Origin of the sequence: Stenotrophomonas sp. SMYL41 (assembly GCF_036319965.1) — a bacterium.
In the GTDB taxonomy this organism is placed as follows: domain Bacteria; phylum Pseudomonadota; class Gammaproteobacteria; order Xanthomonadales; family Xanthomonadaceae; genus Stenotrophomonas; species Stenotrophomonas maltophilia_R.
Map to the genome: position 1 here is coordinate 23,773 of NZ_JAWIRX010000025.1, position 16,432 is coordinate 40,204.

Consider the following 16,432-nt stretch of genomic DNA (forward strand, 5'->3'; position numbering starts at 1 on the left):
GCGGGCTGGGGGGCGGGGGGGGCCCGGCCCCCCCCCCGCCCCCCCCCCGGGGGGGGGGGGCCCCCCCCCCCCGCCCCCGGCTCTACCACTTCAGCGCCGCTGTGCCAGCAGCAGGTGAAAGTGTTTTTCGCGGGTCTGGCCGTCATTGCCGCTCGCGGTTTCGCGGTGGCTGCGCCAAGCCGAGACGCGGAAGCCGGATACCCGCAGGGCCAGCTCCACCGCGTCCAGCTCATGCAGCTGGAAGTCGGCAGCGAACGGCAGGCTGCGCATGAAGGCAGCATCGCCAAAAGCCAGGCACAGGCGGCCGCCCCGGTGCAGTACCCGCGCCAGTTCGTCCAGCACCGGTGCCAGGTTCGGCCAGAAGTACAGGGTATTGACTGCCAGCGCCGCATCCATCGAGGCATCGCTGACTGGCAGGAGGTGGGCATCGCCATGGCGCATCGCGGCACGGTCGGCCAGCCCGCCGGCGGCCAGGCGCTGATTGCCGGCCTCGACCATGGCAGAGGACAGCTCGATCCCCAGGTACTGGCTGTCGGCGGCCTGCAGAAGCTCGGGTGCGAAGGCGGCGTTGCCCGGACCGATCTCCAGGATGCGTTCGCCTGCCGACACTGCCAGCAGGCTGATCGCCGCGCGGTTGAGCGCGCCGTTGCTGCGATTCATTGAATCGGCCACCGCCAGTGCGGCGTCGCCGTGGGGCTGCCGCAGCTGCGCGGCCAGGGAGGAGGCATCCAGCATCGTCATCGTCGTCCGTCGGTGGGTTTCGGACGTGGCGGCGGCGGGCCCGCCGGTGACCATAGCGCCGACTCCGCGGCTTGGGAAGTAGGGAAACCCCGCGGAAGGGTGATGAGGAAATGTCCACCGTCGCGGTCGGTGAGATCTGGTTGTCCACAGGGGGTGTGGATTACGCGTGGGCAACTTTGTGGATAAGCCGCGACAGGCGCCACCCCCCTAGGCTGTCAAGATGGGTGGCGAAAAATTCACCGCCGGTGAGGATGGGTGAGGGAGCGGTGAAGGGTGGATCCTGTCGGCGCTGTCGCCAGCGGCGGCGCTCGCGGTAACCTGTGGGCCTTGATGCTCCGTGAGACCCCATGAAACGTCACTTCTCGATGCTGCGCGAATTCCAGCTGGCCGACTGGTTCACCCTGGCCAATGCTTTCTGCGGCACCGGTGCGGTGTTCGCCGCGATGCGCTTCCTGCAGGACGGCGAGCGCGGGTACCTGCTGTTCGGCATGGCGCTGATCCCGCTGGCCTTCATCTTCGACGCCCTGGACGGGCACATCGCGCGCTGGCGCAAGTCCAGCTCCACCCTGGGCCGCGAGCTCGACTCGCTGTCCGACGTGATCTCCTTCGGCGTGGCGCCGGCAGCGCTGGCGTACGCTTGTGGCATGCAGGGCGGCTGGGATTGGCTGGTGCTGAGCTACTTCGTCTGCTGTGGCGTCAGCCGCCTGGCGCGCTACAACGTCACCGCCGAGGCGCTGGCCGGCGACGAGGGCAAGGTCAAGTATTTCGAGGGCACCCCGATCCCGACCAGCCTGGTGCTGGTGATCGTGCTGGCGATCGCCGCCGGCACCGATGCCATCGGCCAGAACATCTGGTTTGGCCAGTGGCAGATCGGCCCGTGGCAGCTGCATCCGATGGTGTTGTTGTTCGCCCTGTCCGGGTCGCTGATGATCAGCAAGACCCTGCGTATCCCCAAGCCATGAGCCAGCCCTGCGGAGGCCTGCGATGACCAGCTCGGCCCACGATGCCGGCAGCAGCGATTTCGAAACCCTGGCGCGGCAGTACTTCGGCGCTTGGGGCGATGCCCTGCGCCATGCGACCACGCCCGGTGCGCCGGCTGGCGATGACCCGGGCAGCTGGAAACGGCTGTTCGACTGGTGGGGCCAGCTGCTGCCCGAACAGGGGCCGGGCGCGCCGGAAGATGCCCTGCGCCGGTTCCGCGAACAGGCGGGCAGCTGGTACGGCACCATGCAGGAAGTCGCTGCACGGTTTGCCGGCCGCGACGCCAGCAGTGCCGAGGTGGCCCAGGCGTGGCGTGAGGCGGTGCAGGGGCAGGGTGACGGCATGCTGCAATGGATGCTGCAGGGCGCCCGCGGCAGCACCCACGCCGGCGCCGCGGTACCGGAATTCGCGGCTTGGCTGCAGCAGTTCCAGCTGCAGGCCGGTCCGTGGCTGCAGAGCCCGGCATTCGGCCCCGGCCGCGAGCACCAGGCGCGCTGGCAGGCCCTGCTGCGTGCGCAGGAGGAATACCAGCAGCATTCGCGCGCGTACGTCGATCAGATCAAGCAGGCGCTGGACGAGGCCTTCGCGCTGTTCGAGCAACGCCTGGCCGAGCACGAGCAGCCGGGCAGCCAGTTGACCAGCGCCCGCGCGATGTTCGACCTGTGGATCGAAGCAGCCGAGGAGGCCTACGCCAAGGTCGCCATGTCCGAGCCGTTCCAGCAGGTGTATGCCTCGCTGGGCAACGCGCAGATGCGCCTGCGCGCCGGCCTGCAGCGCGAGGTGGAACAGATGAGTGAACGGATCGGCCTGCCGACCCGCAGCGAGATGGACGCCGCACACCGCCGCATCGCCGAGCTGGAGCGCAGCCTGCGCCGCCTGCAGGCGCAGGTGGTGGCCATGGCCGGTACGGGCGAAGTCGATCCGGTGGCACAGCCCGCACCGGCGAAGGTGAAGCCGGCCGCGCGCAGGGCCACGAAGAAGACGGCGCCGGCAAAGCCTGCAAAGCAGGCCGCAACGAAGAAGACACCTGCGAAAAAAGCGTCTGCGAAGAAGGCCGCACCTCGCACTTCCACTCGGGCGCGTGACCGATGAAGGGGCCGCTGGGCTTCAACGCCGATGACCTGATGCAGGAAACCCTGGCCATGCAGCGCAAGCTGATGGAAGGGCTGAAGCTGCTGCCGCAGGTGGAAGACGTGGACTATGGCGTGACCGCCCGCGAGGAAGTCTGGCGCGACGGCAAGGTGGTGTTGTACCGCTTCGTCGGCGAGCAGGCACCGGCCCGGCGCACGCCGCTGCTGATCGTCTACGCACTGGTCAACCGGCCGTATATGGTCGACCTGCAGGCCGACCGTTCGCTGGTGCAGAAGCTGCTGGCGCTGGGCCAGGATGTCTACGTGCTGGACTGGGGTTACCCGGACCGTTCCGAACGCTTCCAGACCCTGGAGGACTACCTGCTGCGTTACATCGATGGCGCAGTGGACGCGCTGCGCGCGCGCAGTGGCGGCCCGGTCGACCTGCTTGGCATCTGCCAGGGGGGGGTGTTTGCCCTGTGCTACGCCGCACTGCGCCGGCAGAAGCTGGGCAAGCTGATCACCATGGTCACCCCGGTCGATTTCCAGACCGCCGACAACATGCTCTCGCACTGGGCGCGGCAGGTGGACGTGGACCTGCTGGTCGACACGCTGGGCAACATCCCGGCTGACCTGATGAATGCCAGCTACCTGATGCTCAAGCCGTTCCGCCTGAACGTGCAGAAGTACGTGGGCCTGCTCGACATCCTCGATGACAAGGCGGCGCTGCAGGACTTCCTGCGGATGGAGAAGTGGATCTTCGATTCGCCGGACCTGGCGGGCGAGGCGTTCCGTGACTTCATCAAGCAGTTCTACCAGGGCAACGGGTTGGTGAACGGCACGGTGCGGATCGGCGAGGAAGCTGTGGATCTGTCGCAGGTGACTCTGCCGGTGCTGAACATCTACGCCGAGCAGGACCATCTGGTGCCGCCGGATGCCTCGCGCGCGATGCGCGGGCGCCTGGGCACCGAAGACTACACCGAGTCCAGTTTCCGTGGCGGGCATATTGGTATCTATGTGTCTGGTCGTGCCCAGCGGGAAGTGCCGGCGACGATCGATGGCTGGCTGAAGGCGCGTGACGCGTGAAGCCCGCTTCGATTTCTGTAGCGTCGAGCCATGCTCGACTGCATGGAGAATGATGATGTCGCAAAGGATTTCGAAGCTGCTTGCCGCACTGCTGTTGGCAGCGCCTGTGGCCCACGCCGCACCCAGTGCGGATGCACGGCGGGAGATCGCCCAGCTGATCTCCAGCCTGGACGGCTCCCAGTGCCGGTTCCAGCGCAATGGCAGCTGGTATGAAGGCGGCGATGCGCGCGCGCATCTGCAGCGCAAGTACGACTACCTGCTGAAGAAGGACATGGTGGACAGCGCCGAGCAGTTCATCGAGCGCGCCGCCAGCCAGAGCAGCATGAGCGGCAAGCCTTACCGCATCCAGTGCCCGGGGCAGCCTGAACAGACCGCAGCGGCCTGGTTCGGTGCCCGCCTGCAGGCACTGCGTCACCGCACGCCGTAGACATGGGGGCGGTGTAGAGTCGCGGCGTGCTCGACTGATTCTGCCCGCAAGCCGAGGAGGCACCGCCATGAACATGACGCCCAAGACGCTGTCGCGTTCATTGAACGACCGCATGATCGCCGGCGTGATGGGCGGCATTGCCCATCGCTTCGGCTGGAACGTCACCCTCCTGCGGGTGGTCTACGTGCTGCTGTCGCTGGCCTCGGCCGCCTTCCCTGGCATCTTGGTCTACCTGATCCTGTGGCTGCTGATTCCGAACGAGGCGGATTGAACACCGCCGCTCGACCCTGGCGGCTCTGGCTGCGCGCGCTGCAGACGCTGGGCGCAGCATGGACGCTGCCCAACACACTGATCGGCGTGATCGGCGGCTTGGCCGGCATGCTCGGCGGCGCGACGCTGCGATGGAGCGGGCGGGATTGTGCGCTGGTGTTCGACCGCTGGCCGTGGGGGCCGGGTGGGGCGATCACACTGGGCAATGTGATTCTGCATACCGGCCACGATCTTGGCATTTCCTGCCGCACCTATGCGCATCAGGCGGGGTGGGGCGTGGAACCGTTGATCCGGCTGGACGACCACGAGCGCGCACACGTGTACCAGTACATGGTGCTGGGGCCACTGTACCTGCCGGTGTACCTGCTGTGTGGCGGAGTGAGTGCGCGCAATCCGTTCGAGCGCGCGGCGGATCATTTCGCCCGGTTCGGGCGTGGCTGGTGGCCGTAGGTTCCCGCCAACGGCGCAGCCCCTCGTGCCTTGGTCGCGGAATGCGTTTCCATGCGATTGGGCCGGGCGGGATGGGTTCGCGGCGTCCCCGCCAGTCCCAGCCACCCGGCCAGCCCACGGGAAACCGGCTGTTCGCGATCACCCCCAAACCACCCACAAGGGGCAGCGCCGTCGGCGGGAATCCCCTGCGGGTTCGTTAGCCGGAGGTTAAAGATCCGTAAGCATTCTGCTGCGATCCCGCAGTCATCTGCATGCAACCGATCGTCATTAGCCTTCGTGACGTTCCAGTCAGGTTCGACGCGGTAAGCTCTCCCCCGATGAGCTCGCAGCATCGCTCATCGAGTGCAGTACGCAGTAGCAATTTGGAGGAATACATCACATGGCAATCGTTCTTTATGTCGGTGGTAGCAAGGATGGCGAGAAGGGCGTGGTGCCCTACGGCTTCAGCAAATCCCGCGCTGACACCGCGCTGGGGCCGGAGTTCTACACGGAGCGGTTCATGGAACTGCAGGGTGTCGGCAAGGTCCGCCTGATGGCCCTGGAAAGCATGCGCGACGACATCGTCATGCAGCGCGCGGCCCGCCACTACCGCTGACCTTCGCAACACGCGGCAGGGCGCGCCCACCATCGTGCGCCCGCGCCGGCATCCCAGCCCAGGGCCAGTCCGAGCCCTCTCTTCGCCAGGATGCCGGCGTCCAATCCGGCCTGGCCGCTGAACCTCGTCCCCTGTCAATGCCTTGTCCGGCTCCGTCGTGGATTGCCAGAATGGGGTCTTCCCGTAATGCGGCACAGACCTGAAGCAATGCACGACGCCAAGAACGCCCAGAGCGCGCTCGCCCAGCAGATCGCCCAGACCATCGCCGACGAGATCGGTGCCCAGACCGCCCAGGTACGCGCCGCCGTCGGCCTGCTCGACGAGGGCGCCAGCGTTCCGTTCATCGCGCGCTACCGCAAGGAAGTGACCGGAGGCCTGGACGACACCCAGCTGCGCAACCTGGAAGTGCGCCTGACCTACCTGCGCGAACTGGAAGACCGCCGCGCGGCAGTGCTGGCCAGCATTGGCGAGCAGGGCAAGCTCAGCGACGAACTGCGCAACGACATCCTGGCGGCCGATACCAAGAGCCGGCTGGAAGACCTGTACCTGCCGTACAAGCCCAAGCGCCGCACCCGCGCCCAGATCGCCCGTGAGGCGGGCCTGGAGCCGCTGGCCGACGGCTTGCTGGCCGATCCGACGCAGGACCCGCAGATCTTCGCCGCCGGTTTCGTCGATGCCGACAAGGGTGTGGCCGACACCAAGGCCGCGCTGGAGGGAGCGCGCGCAATCCTGATGGAGCGCTGGGGCGAAGATGCCGCGCTGGTCGGTGAGCTGCGCACCTGGCTGGGCGAGACCGGCGTGATCCGCGCGCGCGTGGCGGAGGGCAAGGAAGCCGAAGGTGCCAAGTACCGCGATTATTTCGAGCATGCAGAGGCGCTGGCAAAGATTCCGTCGCACCGGTTGCTGGCACTGTTCCGTGCGCGCCGCGAGGAGATCCTGTTCCTGGAGCTGGACCCGGGCAGCGATGCCGAGGCCGGCCACCAGTACGCCGAAGGGCGCGTGGCGCGCAAGGCCGGCATCGCCGACCACGGTCGTGCCGCTGACCGCTGGCTGCTGGATGCCTGCCGCCTGACCTGGCGCGCCAAGCTGCATACCCATCTGCTGCTGGACCTGTTCAACCAGGCCCGCGAGAAGGCCGAAGCCGAGGCCATTGCGGTGTTCGGCGACAACCTGAAGGACCTGCTGCTGGCCGCGCCGGCCGGCGCGAAGACCGTACTCGGCCTGGATCCGGGCATCCGTACTGGCTGCAAGATTGCTGTGGTTGACGCCACTGGCAAGCTGGTCGCCACCGACACGATCTATCCGCACGAACCGCGCCGGCAGTGGGAGCAGTCGCTGCAGACGATCAAGCAGCTGTGCGCCAAGCACAACGTGGAACTGATCGCGATCGGTAACGGCACCGCCAGCCGCGAAACCGACAAGCTGGCCGGCGAAGCGATCAAGGCCGCCGCCAATCCGAAGCTGCAGAAGGTGGTGGTCAGCGAGGCCGGTGCGTCGGTGTACTCGGCGTCCGAGTTCGCGGCCAAGGAGTTCCCGGACCTGGACGTGTCGCTGCGTGGCGCGGTGTCGATTGCACGCCGCCTGCAGGATCCGTTGGCCGAACTGGTGAAGATTGAGCCCAAGGCGATCGGCGTTGGCCAGTACCAGCACGACGTGGACCAGTACCGCCTGGCACGGGCGCTGGATGCACGCGTGGAGGACTGCGTGAACGCGGTCGGCGTATACGTGAACACCGCGTCGGCTGCGCTGCTGTCGCGGGTGTCCGGCCTGTCGGCCACGGTGGCCGAGAACATCGTGCGCCATCGCGACGACAACGGCCCGTTCAAGCGTCGCAAGGACCTGCTGAAGGTCGCGCGCCTGGGCGAAAAGACCTTCGAGCAGTGCGCCGGCTTCCTGCGTATCGCCGATGGTGACCAGCCGCTGGACGCCTCGGCGGTGCACCCGGAAGCCTATCCGGTGGTTGAACGCATCGTCGCCAGCACCTCGCGCCCGATCAAGGCACTGATCGGTGATGGCAGCTTCCTGCGTGGCCTGAAGGCCGAGCAGTTCACCGATGCCACCTTCGGCGTGCCGACCGTGCGCGACATCCTGAAGGAACTGGAGAAGCCGGGCCGCGACCCGCGCCCGGAGTTCAAGGCGGCGCGTTTCGCCGAGGGCGTGGAGGACATCAAGGACCTGCGCGAGGGCATGGTGCTGGAAGGTGTGGTCAGCAACGTGGCTGCGTTTGGTGCCTTTGTCGATATCGGCGTGCACCAGGACGGCCTGATCCACATTTCGGCGCTTTCCGATACCTTCGTGAAGGACCCGCGCGACGTGGTCAAGGCCGGTGACATCGTCAAGGTGAAGGTGCTGGAGGTGGATGTGGCGCGCAAGCGCATCGCCCTGACCCGGCGCCTGGACGATACCCCGGGCCAGGCCACCAGCCGCCCGGGCCAGCGTGATGAGCGCGGCCAGGGCCAAGGACCGCGCCGTGACGCTGGCGGCCAGAACCGTGGTCCGAACCGCGGCCAGGGCGCTGGCGGCCGTCCGGCCCAGTCTGCGCCGCCGGCCAACAATGCCCTGGCCGAGGCCTTTGCACGGGCCAAGCGCAGCTGAGGATCGTGCCCCCCGTCACGCTTGATTCGTGGCGGGGGACTTGTCGGTTTTCCCCGTGATTGCGCACACTTGCGCCTGAGGGGGGCGTTTGGCCTCCCCGCTGTCGCTGGGGAGGGCCATGACGCCAGCACGACCCGCCGTCATCGTTGCAGGCCGCAGCGCTCCGCTGCGGCCGGCGCCTGCCCGTGCCGGCAGGGGACCGGATTGATGCCGGGCCAGGGCACCCACGGCAATGGACTGCTGGAGCGCCGCCTGCAGGAGTTGGCGGAAGAGCGTCGCCGCTTGGCGATGATCATCGACGGTACCGCTGCGGGAACCTGGGAGTGGAACGTGCAGACCGGCGAGATGCGGGTCAATGCGCGCTGGGCCGAGATTGTCGGTTACCGCCTGGAAGAGCTGGAACCGATCTGCCAGAAGACGTTCCTGAAGCTGGTGCATCCCGATGACATCGCGCTGTCCGATGCGGCGCTGGATGAGCATTTCGAAGGACGCAGCGACAACTACGCCTGCCTGCTGCGCATGCGCCACAAGAACGGCCAGTGGATCTGGATCCAGGACCGCGGGCGGGTCTTCGAGTGGGACAGGCAGGGCAAGCCGTTGTGGATGGCCGGCGCGCATGCCGATGTCACCGAGCTGCAGCAGGCGAGGCAGGACGCGGCCGAGACCCGGCAACGCCTGCAGGCCGTGGTCGATGCGTCCGACGAGGTAGCGGTGATCGCCACCGATACCGATGGCACCATCACCTTGTTCAACACGGGGGCGGAGCGTCTGCTGGGCTACAGCGCGGCGGAGGTGGTCGGCCAACGGCGGCTCGATGCCTTCCACGATCCGGATGAGCTGAAGGCATGGATGCGACCGCTGGCCGATGCCCATGGCAATCTTCCTGACGTGTTCGAAGCGCTCAGTGCACGCGCCGACGGACAGACCTATTCGCGGCAGTGGATGTTGCTGCGCAAGGACGGCCAGCCACGGCAGGTGCGCCTGTCGATCAGCCGCATGGATGGCGCCGAAGGCGCGCGCATCGGCTATGTCGGCATGGCCATCGACATTACCGAAATCCTGCAGGCGCGCGCGGAGGCGCGGCTTTCGGCGGAGAAGTTCGCCGGGGCGTTCACGTCTGCCGCGCTGGGCATGGCCCTGGTCTCGCTGGAGGGGCGCTGGCTGGATGTCAACGACGCACTGTGCCGGATCCTGGGTTACCCGCGCGAAGAGCTGCTGCAGGTCGATTTCCAGCGCCTGACCCATCCCGATGACCTGCAGGCCGACCTGGCCCTGGTGCGGGACCTGCTGGACGGACGGCGCAGCCACTACCACCTGGAAAAGCGCTATCTCGACCGCGACGGCCGCATCATATGGGCCCGGCTGTCGGTGTCGCTGGTGCGCAACGAGCATGGCGAACCGCTGCATTTCGTGTCGCAGATCCAGGACATCACCGCCCAGCGCAGCAGCGAGCAGCGCCTGTTCGAGAGTGAACAACGCAGCCGCATCACCCTGGATGCGGTGGCTGACCTGGTGCTCAGCGTCAGCCTTGATGGCCGCATCGACTACGCCAACGCGGCCGCGGTGCGTACCCTGGCCGGGGATGGCGCGTTGTCGCTGGCCGGACACAAGGTGCAGGACGTGCTGGCGTTGACCACCGAGTACGCGCCCGGCTCGGTATTGGATGTGTCAGTGCTGCTGGACCCGGAGAGCAATGCGGTGGACCTGCACGCCGACCTGCTGCTGCGGCTGGGCACGGCAACGGTACCGGTGGACCTGACCCGCGCCTGGCTGCGCGATGATGAAGGCCATGTGCGCGGTGCAGTCTGGGTGCTGCGCGACGACACCCAGCAGCGCGCGCGCCAGCGCGAAGCCCGGCACCTGGCCGAGATCGATCCGTTGACTGAGCTGAGCAACCGCCGCGGCTTCGAGGTGCACCTGCAGCAGGCGATCACCCGCGTCGAGCGCACCGGCCAGGCAGCCTCGCTGATGTACATCGATCTGGACCGCTTCAAGCCGGTCAACGACACCTGGGGCCATCTGGCCGGTGATGCCGTGCTATGGGCGGTGGCCAGCGTGCTGCGCCATGGCGTGCGCGATTCGGACGTGGTGGCGCGGCTGGGGGGGGACGAATTCGCGGTGATCCTGTCCGGTTGCACGCCACGTCGTGCGGCCCGTATCGGTGGTGAACTGCTGCACACGCTGGCCTCCCTGTCGATTCCGTGGGACCAGGACCGGCTGCGGGTCGGTGCCAGCATTGGTATCGCGCCGTTGGCCAGCGGCATGAGCGTGGACCAGGCGGTGGCTGCGGCTGATGCCCAGTGCTACCGGGCCAAGGCGATGGGCCGCAACAACGTGCAGGTACAGGGCGAGCTGTCCGAAAGTCCGGGTGACGACGGCGAACCGGGCTGAACCGGTCCGCACCACCGGGAGCCAGCGCGGTGCCGATGGGGCACTGGGCGTTGGATTGGAGCGGTGACATCGGCCCATGCCCGGCGGGGCACTCCGGCCCGTCTCAGTCCGTGAGAGGGCAGGGCGGAACAATCGCCCCTCCCCCGGACAAGAGATCTGACGATGATGGCCTGGAATCGAAACGTCGTTGCCGCCTATGCGCCTGCCATGGTTGGCTGGTGCCTGGCGCTGGCCAGCTGGCTGCGCCTGGAACAACTGCGCGACGACTTGCATGCGAAGGCGTTGCTGCCAGTGCTGCAGGGCGGCGCGGTGACGTTGCTGGTGCTGACGCTGGCCTGCACGTTGGCAGCAAGCGCGGTGCTGTGGCGTTCCCGCCGGCCGCCGCGCCAGCCCACCGCTGGATGATCTACAGCGCAGCGGGCTTCATCAGTACGAACCGGCAGGGCGCGCGTTGGAAGGCATTGATCTGCGGCACCAGACGCTGGAAGTGCTCGCTGACGCAGTGGGCGTCGAGGGCGCCGTGGTCGGGCCACAGCTCGATGAAGACGAAGTGCCCAGGATCCTTCTCGTCAACGAACAGCTCATAGCTGATGCACAGTGGCTCGCGCTGCGTGCAGGCGACCAGTTCCCGGTACAGCGGCAGGACGTGGTTCAGGGCTTCGGGGTAAATGAAGTCTTCGGCGATCACCTTCAGCATGTGCTAGTCCGTGCAGGGGAGGCATCCGATGATAGTGCCGGCGCCCGGCCGGCACTTCACCGTCAACGCAATACATTGTCCGAATTCACCAGACGCACATCGTGCATCTGGTTGAGGTAAGCCTCGTAGTAGCCCTTGTGCGAGACGCCGACGATGGCCAGCATGCGGCGGCCCGGATGCAGGCCCAGCACATCGCGGATGTTGGCGACCATGCGCAGGTTGCGCGTTTCCCAGTAGCCCACATACATCCTGCCGAAGGCTTTTGGCGAGGGCTCGACGAGCGTCGCGCCGAAATCGCTCTGGTAAGCGGTCATCGCTACCGTGGGACTGTTGTACGCCCTGTACAGCGCCATGACACCCCCGGGCTTGTCCAGATCGGCCAACAAGCGTTTATCCGCGTCCTTGCGTGCCTGGGTATGGGCGTTGTTCCAGGCACCGGTGATGGCCGCGCTCGCCGCCGCTTCATCCTCGGCGGGTGTGGGGGAATCGGCCGTGTGGTCGTCCACGGCCCACAGGCGCTCATGCCCGAGGCGGGCGGCGACTTCGGCGGCGATCAGATGGGTTTCATTGCGGCGAACCAGGCCCTTGTCGAGGATCTCGACCAGCGCCGGAGTCAATCCATCACCGTCCTTGCGCTCGGACGCAGGCAGGCGCAGCCACTGCACCTGCGCTGAGCCGCGTTCGCCTGCTGCCAGGAACAGCGCGGCGAGCCGACGACGTTGTGCGGGCGTCGGGTTGTTCGGCCAGGTTGCGAGCAGGCGCTCGGCCTGGGTGTTCGCCGCAGGCACGTCCAGTCCCGTCGCAACCTGCGCAGCGGTGGTGTCGAAGCAGTAGGTGGCCACGCTCTCCGCATAGCGGGCCGGATAACGGCGCATGAAATCGCACTGGAGGCCGGACAGGTCTTCGGTAGCGATCAGCTCGGGTTTCCAGGCGACCAGTCGCTGCAGCAATGGCTCAAGCGAGGCCGGCTGGAAGGACGTGGGAAGGCCGGATAAATGGGTGGTGCCCAGTACCAGCACTTCGTTCGGGCGCCCGGCTGGGGGGCCCTTCAACCGGTCTGGGTGGAAGGCCGGTCGATAGGCTGTGTCGGTGGCCAGCGCGCTGTTGCTGCACATGGCCAGGAAGAGAAGGGTGGCAATGCGAGGGAACATGCGATCTCCATGTCGATGAGCGTCCTGCGGGACCTTCATGCTGTTCGCTTTTTCCTGCTGGGGAATCCCGCATTGGTCATGTAAACCTTTCTGCCTTGAGCTGCATCCTTCTGCTGAGCGATGCTTTATTCAATGCTCAGGCATTGCTGCATTCCGCTACCCGGTGGCGGGGGAGGGCCTGAGTCCCTTGGTGGGCAGGTTGTGGCACATGAGCGGAACGTGAAGTACACGGCAATCGTCGACCACATTCCGTCTGCAATGTACGGAGTTGCGACGGACGTCGCGGAATCCCGCTAAAGCGGCCGACGGCATCGCCGATACTCCCTCTGGATCCCGCTCCAGCCACCCGCCGCAGGACCCCAGACTGCCCCGATGGGCGGTCCGCGCAGTGTGTTCCGCCGCTCCCCAATGCTGATCGGACCCGCACCAGACGTTCTTGCCAGCTGCTCGAGGGGTGCCTGCGGGCACCTGCAGTCCCAAGCAACCGAAGTTGCCGCCGGGCATCCCGCCCGTCGGATCGCAACCGCTTACCGGACACCGAGGATCAGACAATGCTCATTCCAGGCTTCACGGCGGACGCGCAGGCGCCGGCCGAACTGCATACCCGTTGGTCGCCGTGGCGCGCGCTGCTGGGTGCCCTTGCCCCGCAGCAGCGGACCGGCACCGAGTCGATGGCAACCGACCGCGCCGAACTTGAAGCCCAGGTCGCGGCGCTGCATCGCGTGCAGGCGGTCATCGAGTTCGCCCTCGATGGCACCATCCTGCAGGCCAACGACAACTTCCTGCAGGCGATGGGCTACCGGCTGGAGGATATCCAGGGAAAGCACCATTCCCTGTTCGTCGATCCCGAGCAGGCGCGCAGCGCCGAATACCGTGACTTCTGGGCGCGGCTGGGACGTGGCGAATATGACGCTGGCCAGTACCGGCGTTTCGGCAAGAACCAGCGCGAGATCTGGATCCAGGCCTCGTACAACCCGGTGCTGGACCGTCAGGGGCGTCCGTACAAGGTAGTCAAGTTCGCCACTGACATCACCGCGCAGAAGCTGCAGGCGGCCGACTCGGCCGGCCAGCTGGCTGCCATCGACAAGTCGCAGGCCGTGATCGAGTTCAGCATGGATGGCCGCATCCTGTCGGCCAACGACAACTTCCTGGCCGCCACCGGTTACAGCCTGGACGAAGTGCGCGGGCAGCACCATTCGTTGTTTGTCGAGCCCGAGCATCGCGGCAGCATCGAGTATCGCCAGTTCTGGGAGAAGCTCGGCCGTGGCGAATACGATGCCGGCCAGTACCGGCGCCTTGGCAAGGGCGGGCGCGAGGTCTGGATCCAGGCGTCCTACAACCCGATCCTGGACCTCAACGGAAAGCCGTTCAAGGTCGTCAAGTACGCCACCGACATCACCGCGCAGGTGCATGAGAACCAGGCCATGCAGCGTGCCGTGGCGCAGACCCGCGAGGTGGTGGCTGCCGCCAAGCAGGGTGATCTGACCCAGCGCGTGGCCACCACCGACAAGCGCGGGCCGATCGCCGAGCTGTGCGAAGGCGTGAATTCGCTGGTCGAGGCGATGGCCGCGATCATCGGTCAGATCAAGTTCGCCGCCGACACCATCGCGGTCGGTGCAACCGAGATCGCGCAGGGCAACAGCGATCTGTCGCAGCGCACCGAGCAGCAGGCAGCGTCGCTGGAGGAGACCGCGGTGTCGATGAAGGGCCTGGCCGAGACCGTGCAGCGCACCGCGACCAACGCACGGCAGGCCAGCCAGCTGGCCGGAGGCGCCGCTGATGTCGCCGCGCGCGGCGGCAACGTGGTGCACGAAGTGGTCGAGACCATGGCGGTGATCAACGCGTCCTCGCGGCGCATCGTCGACATCATCGGTGTGATCGACGGCATCGCCTTCCAGACCAACATCCTTGCGTTGAACGCGGCGGTGGAGGCGGCGCGAGCAGGTGAACACGGGCGTGGCTTCGCCGTGGTTGCTACCGAGATCCGCGAGCTGTCGCAGCGTTCGGCCAGCGCAGCCAAGGAGATCAAGCAGCTGATCGATGCATCGGTTGCCAATGTGGGCGCCGGCACGGCGCAGGTTGAGAGCGCCGGCCGTACCATGGACGAGATCGTGGTCAACGTGCGCCGGGTCAGTGACCTGATGTCCGAGATCAGCACGGCAGCACAGCAGCAGAGCGACGACATCCAGCAGATGAACCATGCCGTCGACCTGATCGACCAGGGCACGCAGCAGAACGCCGCGCTGGTAGAGGAAGCCTCCGCCGCGGCGCGCAGCATGGAAGAACAGTCGGCGCAGCTGCTGCAGACCGTGGCCAGCTTCCGCGTGCAGGGCGGGGCTGGGCATATGCATGGTGCGGCGGTGCTGCGCGCGGTCTAGGCCAAGCGGTCGGAGGGCTGTTTCCCGGTCTCGAGGCCCGGGGCAGCCTGCACGCAGTTGCGGCCGGCATGCTTGGCGCGGTACAGGGCCTGGTCGGCGCGGTCGACCAGGCCGCGCGGGTCGGCCTGCTCATGTGCGGCCTGCCAGGCCACGCCGATGCTGATGGTCACGTAAGCCTCGGCGGCGGGCAGCGCGGCGGCTTCCACGGCGGCGCGCAGGCGCTCGCCCAGGTCCAAGGCGTGGGCTGCGTCGGGCGCGGGCAGGGCAGCGATGAATTCCTCGCCGCCATAGCGGGCCAGCAGGTCATCACCGCGTTGCAGGCAGCCCTCGAGGATCGCGGCGACCGCCTGCAGGCGGCGATCACCTTCCGGGTGCCCGTAGGTGTCATTGAGTCGCTTGAAGTGGTCGATGTCGATCATCAGCACCGCCAGCCCCATGCCCTGGCGGCGAGCGCGACCGCGCGCGCTGACGAGCGATTCATCGAAGTTGCGGCGGTTGCCCAGGCCGGTCAGCGGATCGCGCCGGGCCAGCAGCGCCAGTTCGTCGCGCTCGCGCTGGATCTGGGCCTGGGTCAGCACGCTGCGTAGCGCGTAGCCGAGCAGGGCACCGATGAAACCGACCGAGGCCAGGGTCGGCTGCAGGCGTGCGACCAGCAGCGCCACCATCATCAGCAGCAACGGCAGCATCAGTGGCGCGCTGGCATCGACGATGCGGCGAAGGTTGCGCGGCACAGCCACTGCTGGTGGGCGGTGCAGGCTGCCGGCCAGCACGGCCAACAGCACGAACAGCCCGCTGATCAGCAGGTCCCCCCAGCCACCATCGGGTACCTGCGGCTGCCAGGTACTGATGTAGAACGCCAACAGGAAGTAGCCCAGCGCGTAGATCGTCAACGTGCGGAAGAAGTCACGGCGGTCGGCATTGTCCTCGGCCAGGAAGCGGATCAGTGCGAAGCAGAACACCAGGCTGTTCTGCACGCTGCTCATGGTGTTCAGGCACTGCGTCCACAGGGCGGTATTGAAGTGCGCCATCGCCCGCGTGTGCCCGTAGTACAACAGCCACAGCAACCCGATGATCAGCAGGTCCACCGCGCGGATGTAGCGGTTGCCACCGCCTGGGCTGGCGGCCACGTAGGTCAGGGGAATCCGGTAGAACACGTACAGAACCAGTGAAGGTACGGTCATCTGCGCAGGATCGAGGCCGGCCACATTGCGGTACAGCAGGGCCAGCAGGGCCAGCGAGAACAAGCCGACCGCAGCGCCCAGCGTCCGCCATTTGCAGGCCGCCTGATGGCTGTCACGTGCACGCCGCACGCAGGCCAGTGCGGCCAGCAGTGGGGCGGTGATCAGCATCAGGTAGGAGCCGATCGGGTCCTGCGGGCCGACAAAGGTAATGACGAGCGCGTGCGTGACCAGGAAAAACAGTGCCGCACGCAACGTCATGCATTCCCCCGCCCCCAGCTCCGGCTGGGATCACGATAGGCAGAAGTAGGTGAGGCTGGCAAGAAAAGTGTGAGCTACGTCTATTTTAAACCTTGCCGTAGATCGCAGTTGTGTGTCATCGAGGTGACGCAGAGCCTTCCACCTGGGCATACATCCAGAAG

General features: G+C 66.9%; 15 protein-coding genes. 11 read left to right on the forward strand and 4 right to left on the reverse strand.

Features of this window, described 5'->3' with window-relative positions; all coding sequences use genetic code 11:
* Positions 1 to 90: 90 nt before the first annotated feature.
* The gene (locus V3B30_RS20975) at positions 91 to 741 is read right to left on the reverse strand and encodes a class I SAM-dependent methyltransferase (protein WP_262083128.1); all 651 of its coding nucleotides are present in this window, start codon (positions 739 to 741) and stop codon (positions 91 to 93) included.
* Between the two features lie 347 nt (positions 742 to 1,088).
* Between V3B30_RS20975 and V3B30_RS20980 the strand changes: the two genes are divergently transcribed.
* The 10 genes from V3B30_RS20980 to V3B30_RS21025 all read left to right on the forward strand — a co-directional run bounded on the left by V3B30_RS20980 (position 1,089) and on the right by V3B30_RS21025 (position 11,011).
* Positions 1,089 to 1,703 (forward strand): CDP-alcohol phosphatidyltransferase family protein, encoded by a 615-nt coding sequence (locus V3B30_RS20980; protein ID WP_100473191.1) that lies wholly within the window; start codon positions 1,089 to 1,091, stop codon positions 1,701 to 1,703.
* Positions 1,704 to 1,725: 22 nt separating this feature from the next.
* Entirely contained in the window at positions 1,726 to 2,814 is a 1,089-nt protein-coding gene (phaE, locus tag V3B30_RS20985) for a class III poly(R)-hydroxyalkanoic acid synthase subunit PhaE (protein ID WP_262083127.1), read from the forward strand.
* Positions 2,811 to 3,878: a class III poly(R)-hydroxyalkanoic acid synthase subunit PhaC gene (locus V3B30_RS20990; RefSeq protein WP_262083126.1), complete on the forward strand. Its 1,068-nt coding sequence runs from the start codon at positions 2,811 to 2,813 to the stop codon at positions 3,876 to 3,878. Before phaE ends, V3B30_RS20990 begins: the two co-directional genes overlap by 4 nt.
* 52 nt (positions 3,879 to 3,930) lie before the next feature.
* A complete protein-coding gene (locus V3B30_RS20995; protein ID WP_100475212.1) occupies positions 3,931 to 4,305 on the forward strand; it encodes a YfeK family protein in 375 nt (124 codons plus the stop codon).
* A gap of 73 nt (positions 4,306 to 4,378) precedes the next feature.
* On the forward strand, positions 4,379 to 4,576 hold the full coding sequence (locus V3B30_RS21000) for a PspC domain-containing protein (RefSeq protein WP_202908150.1): 198 nt from the start codon (positions 4,379 to 4,381) through the stop codon (positions 4,574 to 4,576).
* A complete protein-coding gene (locus V3B30_RS21005; protein WP_100473187.1) occupies positions 4,573 to 5,025 on the forward strand; it encodes a hypothetical protein in 453 nt (150 codons plus the stop codon). The genes V3B30_RS21000 and V3B30_RS21005 overlap by 4 nt, the downstream gene beginning before the upstream one ends.
* Positions 5,026 to 5,404: 379 nt before the next feature.
* The gene (locus V3B30_RS21010) at positions 5,405 to 5,620 is read left to right on the forward strand and encodes a hypothetical protein (RefSeq protein ID WP_006452005.1); all 216 of its coding nucleotides are present in this window, start codon (positions 5,405 to 5,407) and stop codon (positions 5,618 to 5,620) included.
* A 207-nt stretch (positions 5,621 to 5,827) separates the two neighbouring features.
* Positions 5,828 to 8,215 carry a Tex family protein gene (locus V3B30_RS21015; protein WP_100473186.1) on the forward strand — a complete coding sequence of 796 codons (2,388 nt, stop codon included), beginning with the start codon at positions 5,828 to 5,830 and terminating at the stop codon, positions 8,213 to 8,215.
* Between the two features lie 207 nt (positions 8,216 to 8,422).
* On the forward strand, positions 8,423 to 10,606 hold the full coding sequence (locus V3B30_RS21020; protein ID WP_262083125.1) for a PAS domain S-box protein: 2,184 nt from the start codon (positions 8,423 to 8,425) through the stop codon (positions 10,604 to 10,606).
* 165 nt (positions 10,607 to 10,771) lie between these two features.
* Positions 10,772 to 11,011 carry a hypothetical protein gene (locus V3B30_RS21025; protein WP_238381588.1) on the forward strand — a complete coding sequence of 80 codons (240 nt, stop codon included), beginning with the start codon at positions 10,772 to 10,774 and terminating at the stop codon, positions 11,009 to 11,011.
* A 1-nt stretch (position 11,012) separates the two neighbouring features.
* On the opposite strand, the gene V3B30_RS21030 is transcribed toward V3B30_RS21025, so the two are convergent.
* Both V3B30_RS21030 and V3B30_RS21035 read right to left on the reverse strand, forming a co-directional pair.
* Positions 11,013 to 11,303 carry a putative quinol monooxygenase gene (locus V3B30_RS21030; protein ID WP_262083124.1) on the reverse strand — a complete coding sequence of 97 codons (291 nt, stop codon included), beginning with the start codon at positions 11,301 to 11,303 and terminating at the stop codon, positions 11,013 to 11,015.
* 62 nt (positions 11,304 to 11,365) lie between these two features.
* Positions 11,366 to 12,454 carry a DUF5694 domain-containing protein gene (locus V3B30_RS21035; protein WP_262083141.1) on the reverse strand — a complete coding sequence of 363 codons (1,089 nt, stop codon included), beginning with the start codon at positions 12,452 to 12,454 and terminating at the stop codon, positions 11,366 to 11,368.
* A gap of 551 nt (positions 12,455 to 13,005) precedes the next feature.
* On the opposite strand from V3B30_RS21035, the gene V3B30_RS21040 reads away from it, so the two are divergent.
* Positions 13,006 to 14,832, forward strand: coding sequence for a methyl-accepting chemotaxis protein (locus V3B30_RS21040; protein WP_262083123.1), 1,827 nt, complete (start codon positions 13,006 to 13,008; stop codon positions 14,830 to 14,832).
* Here the strand turns inward: V3B30_RS21040 and V3B30_RS21045 are convergent.
* Positions 14,829 to 16,271: a GGDEF domain-containing protein gene (locus V3B30_RS21045; RefSeq protein WP_262083122.1), complete on the reverse strand. Its 1,443-nt coding sequence runs from the start codon at positions 16,269 to 16,271 to the stop codon at positions 14,829 to 14,831. The genes V3B30_RS21040 and V3B30_RS21045 overlap by 4 nt on opposite strands.
* Between the last annotated feature and the right edge of the window lie 161 nt (positions 16,272 to 16,432).

What these genes read in the sequence shown, in the direction of transcription:
- V3B30_RS20975 (WP_262083128.1), bottom strand. Translation starts at nt 741, where the DNA reads ATGACGATGCTGGATGCCTCCTCCCTGGCCGCGCAGCTGCGGCAGCCC.
- V3B30_RS21025 (WP_238381588.1), top strand. Translation starts at nt 10,772, where the DNA reads ATGGCCTGGAATCGAAACGTCGTTGCCGCCTATGCGCCTGCCATGGTT.
- V3B30_RS20980 (WP_100473191.1), top strand. Translation starts at nt 1,089, where the DNA reads ATGAAACGTCACTTCTCGATGCTGCGCGAATTCCAGCTGGCCGACTGG.
- V3B30_RS20995 (WP_100475212.1), top strand. Translation starts at nt 3,931, where the DNA reads ATGATGTCGCAAAGGATTTCGAAGCTGCTTGCCGCACTGCTGTTGGCA.
- V3B30_RS21035 (WP_262083141.1), bottom strand. Translation starts at nt 12,454, where the DNA reads ATGTTCCCTCGCATTGCCACCCTTCTCTTCCTGGCCATGTGCAGCAAC.
- V3B30_RS21000 (WP_202908150.1), top strand. Translation starts at nt 4,379, where the DNA reads ATGACGCCCAAGACGCTGTCGCGTTCATTGAACGACCGCATGATCGCC.
- V3B30_RS21030 (WP_262083124.1), bottom strand. Translation starts at nt 11,303, where the DNA reads ATGCTGAAGGTGATCGCCGAAGACTTCATTTACCCCGAAGCCCTGAAC.
- phaE (WP_262083127.1), top strand. Translation starts at nt 1,726, where the DNA reads ATGACCAGCTCGGCCCACGATGCCGGCAGCAGCGATTTCGAAACCCTG.
- V3B30_RS21045 (WP_262083122.1), bottom strand. Translation starts at nt 16,271, where the DNA reads ATGACGTTGCGTGCGGCACTGTTTTTCCTGGTCACGCACGCGCTCGTC.
- V3B30_RS21040 (WP_262083123.1), top strand. Translation starts at nt 13,006, where the DNA reads ATGCTCATTCCAGGCTTCACGGCGGACGCGCAGGCGCCGGCCGAACTG.
- V3B30_RS21020 (WP_262083125.1), top strand. Translation starts at nt 8,423, where the DNA reads ATGCCGGGCCAGGGCACCCACGGCAATGGACTGCTGGAGCGCCGCCTG.
- V3B30_RS21015 (WP_100473186.1), top strand. Translation starts at nt 5,828, where the DNA reads ATGCACGACGCCAAGAACGCCCAGAGCGCGCTCGCCCAGCAGATCGCC.
- V3B30_RS20990 (WP_262083126.1), top strand. Translation starts at nt 2,811, where the DNA reads ATGAAGGGGCCGCTGGGCTTCAACGCCGATGACCTGATGCAGGAAACC.
- V3B30_RS21010 (WP_006452005.1), top strand. Translation starts at nt 5,405, where the DNA reads ATGGCAATCGTTCTTTATGTCGGTGGTAGCAAGGATGGCGAGAAGGGC.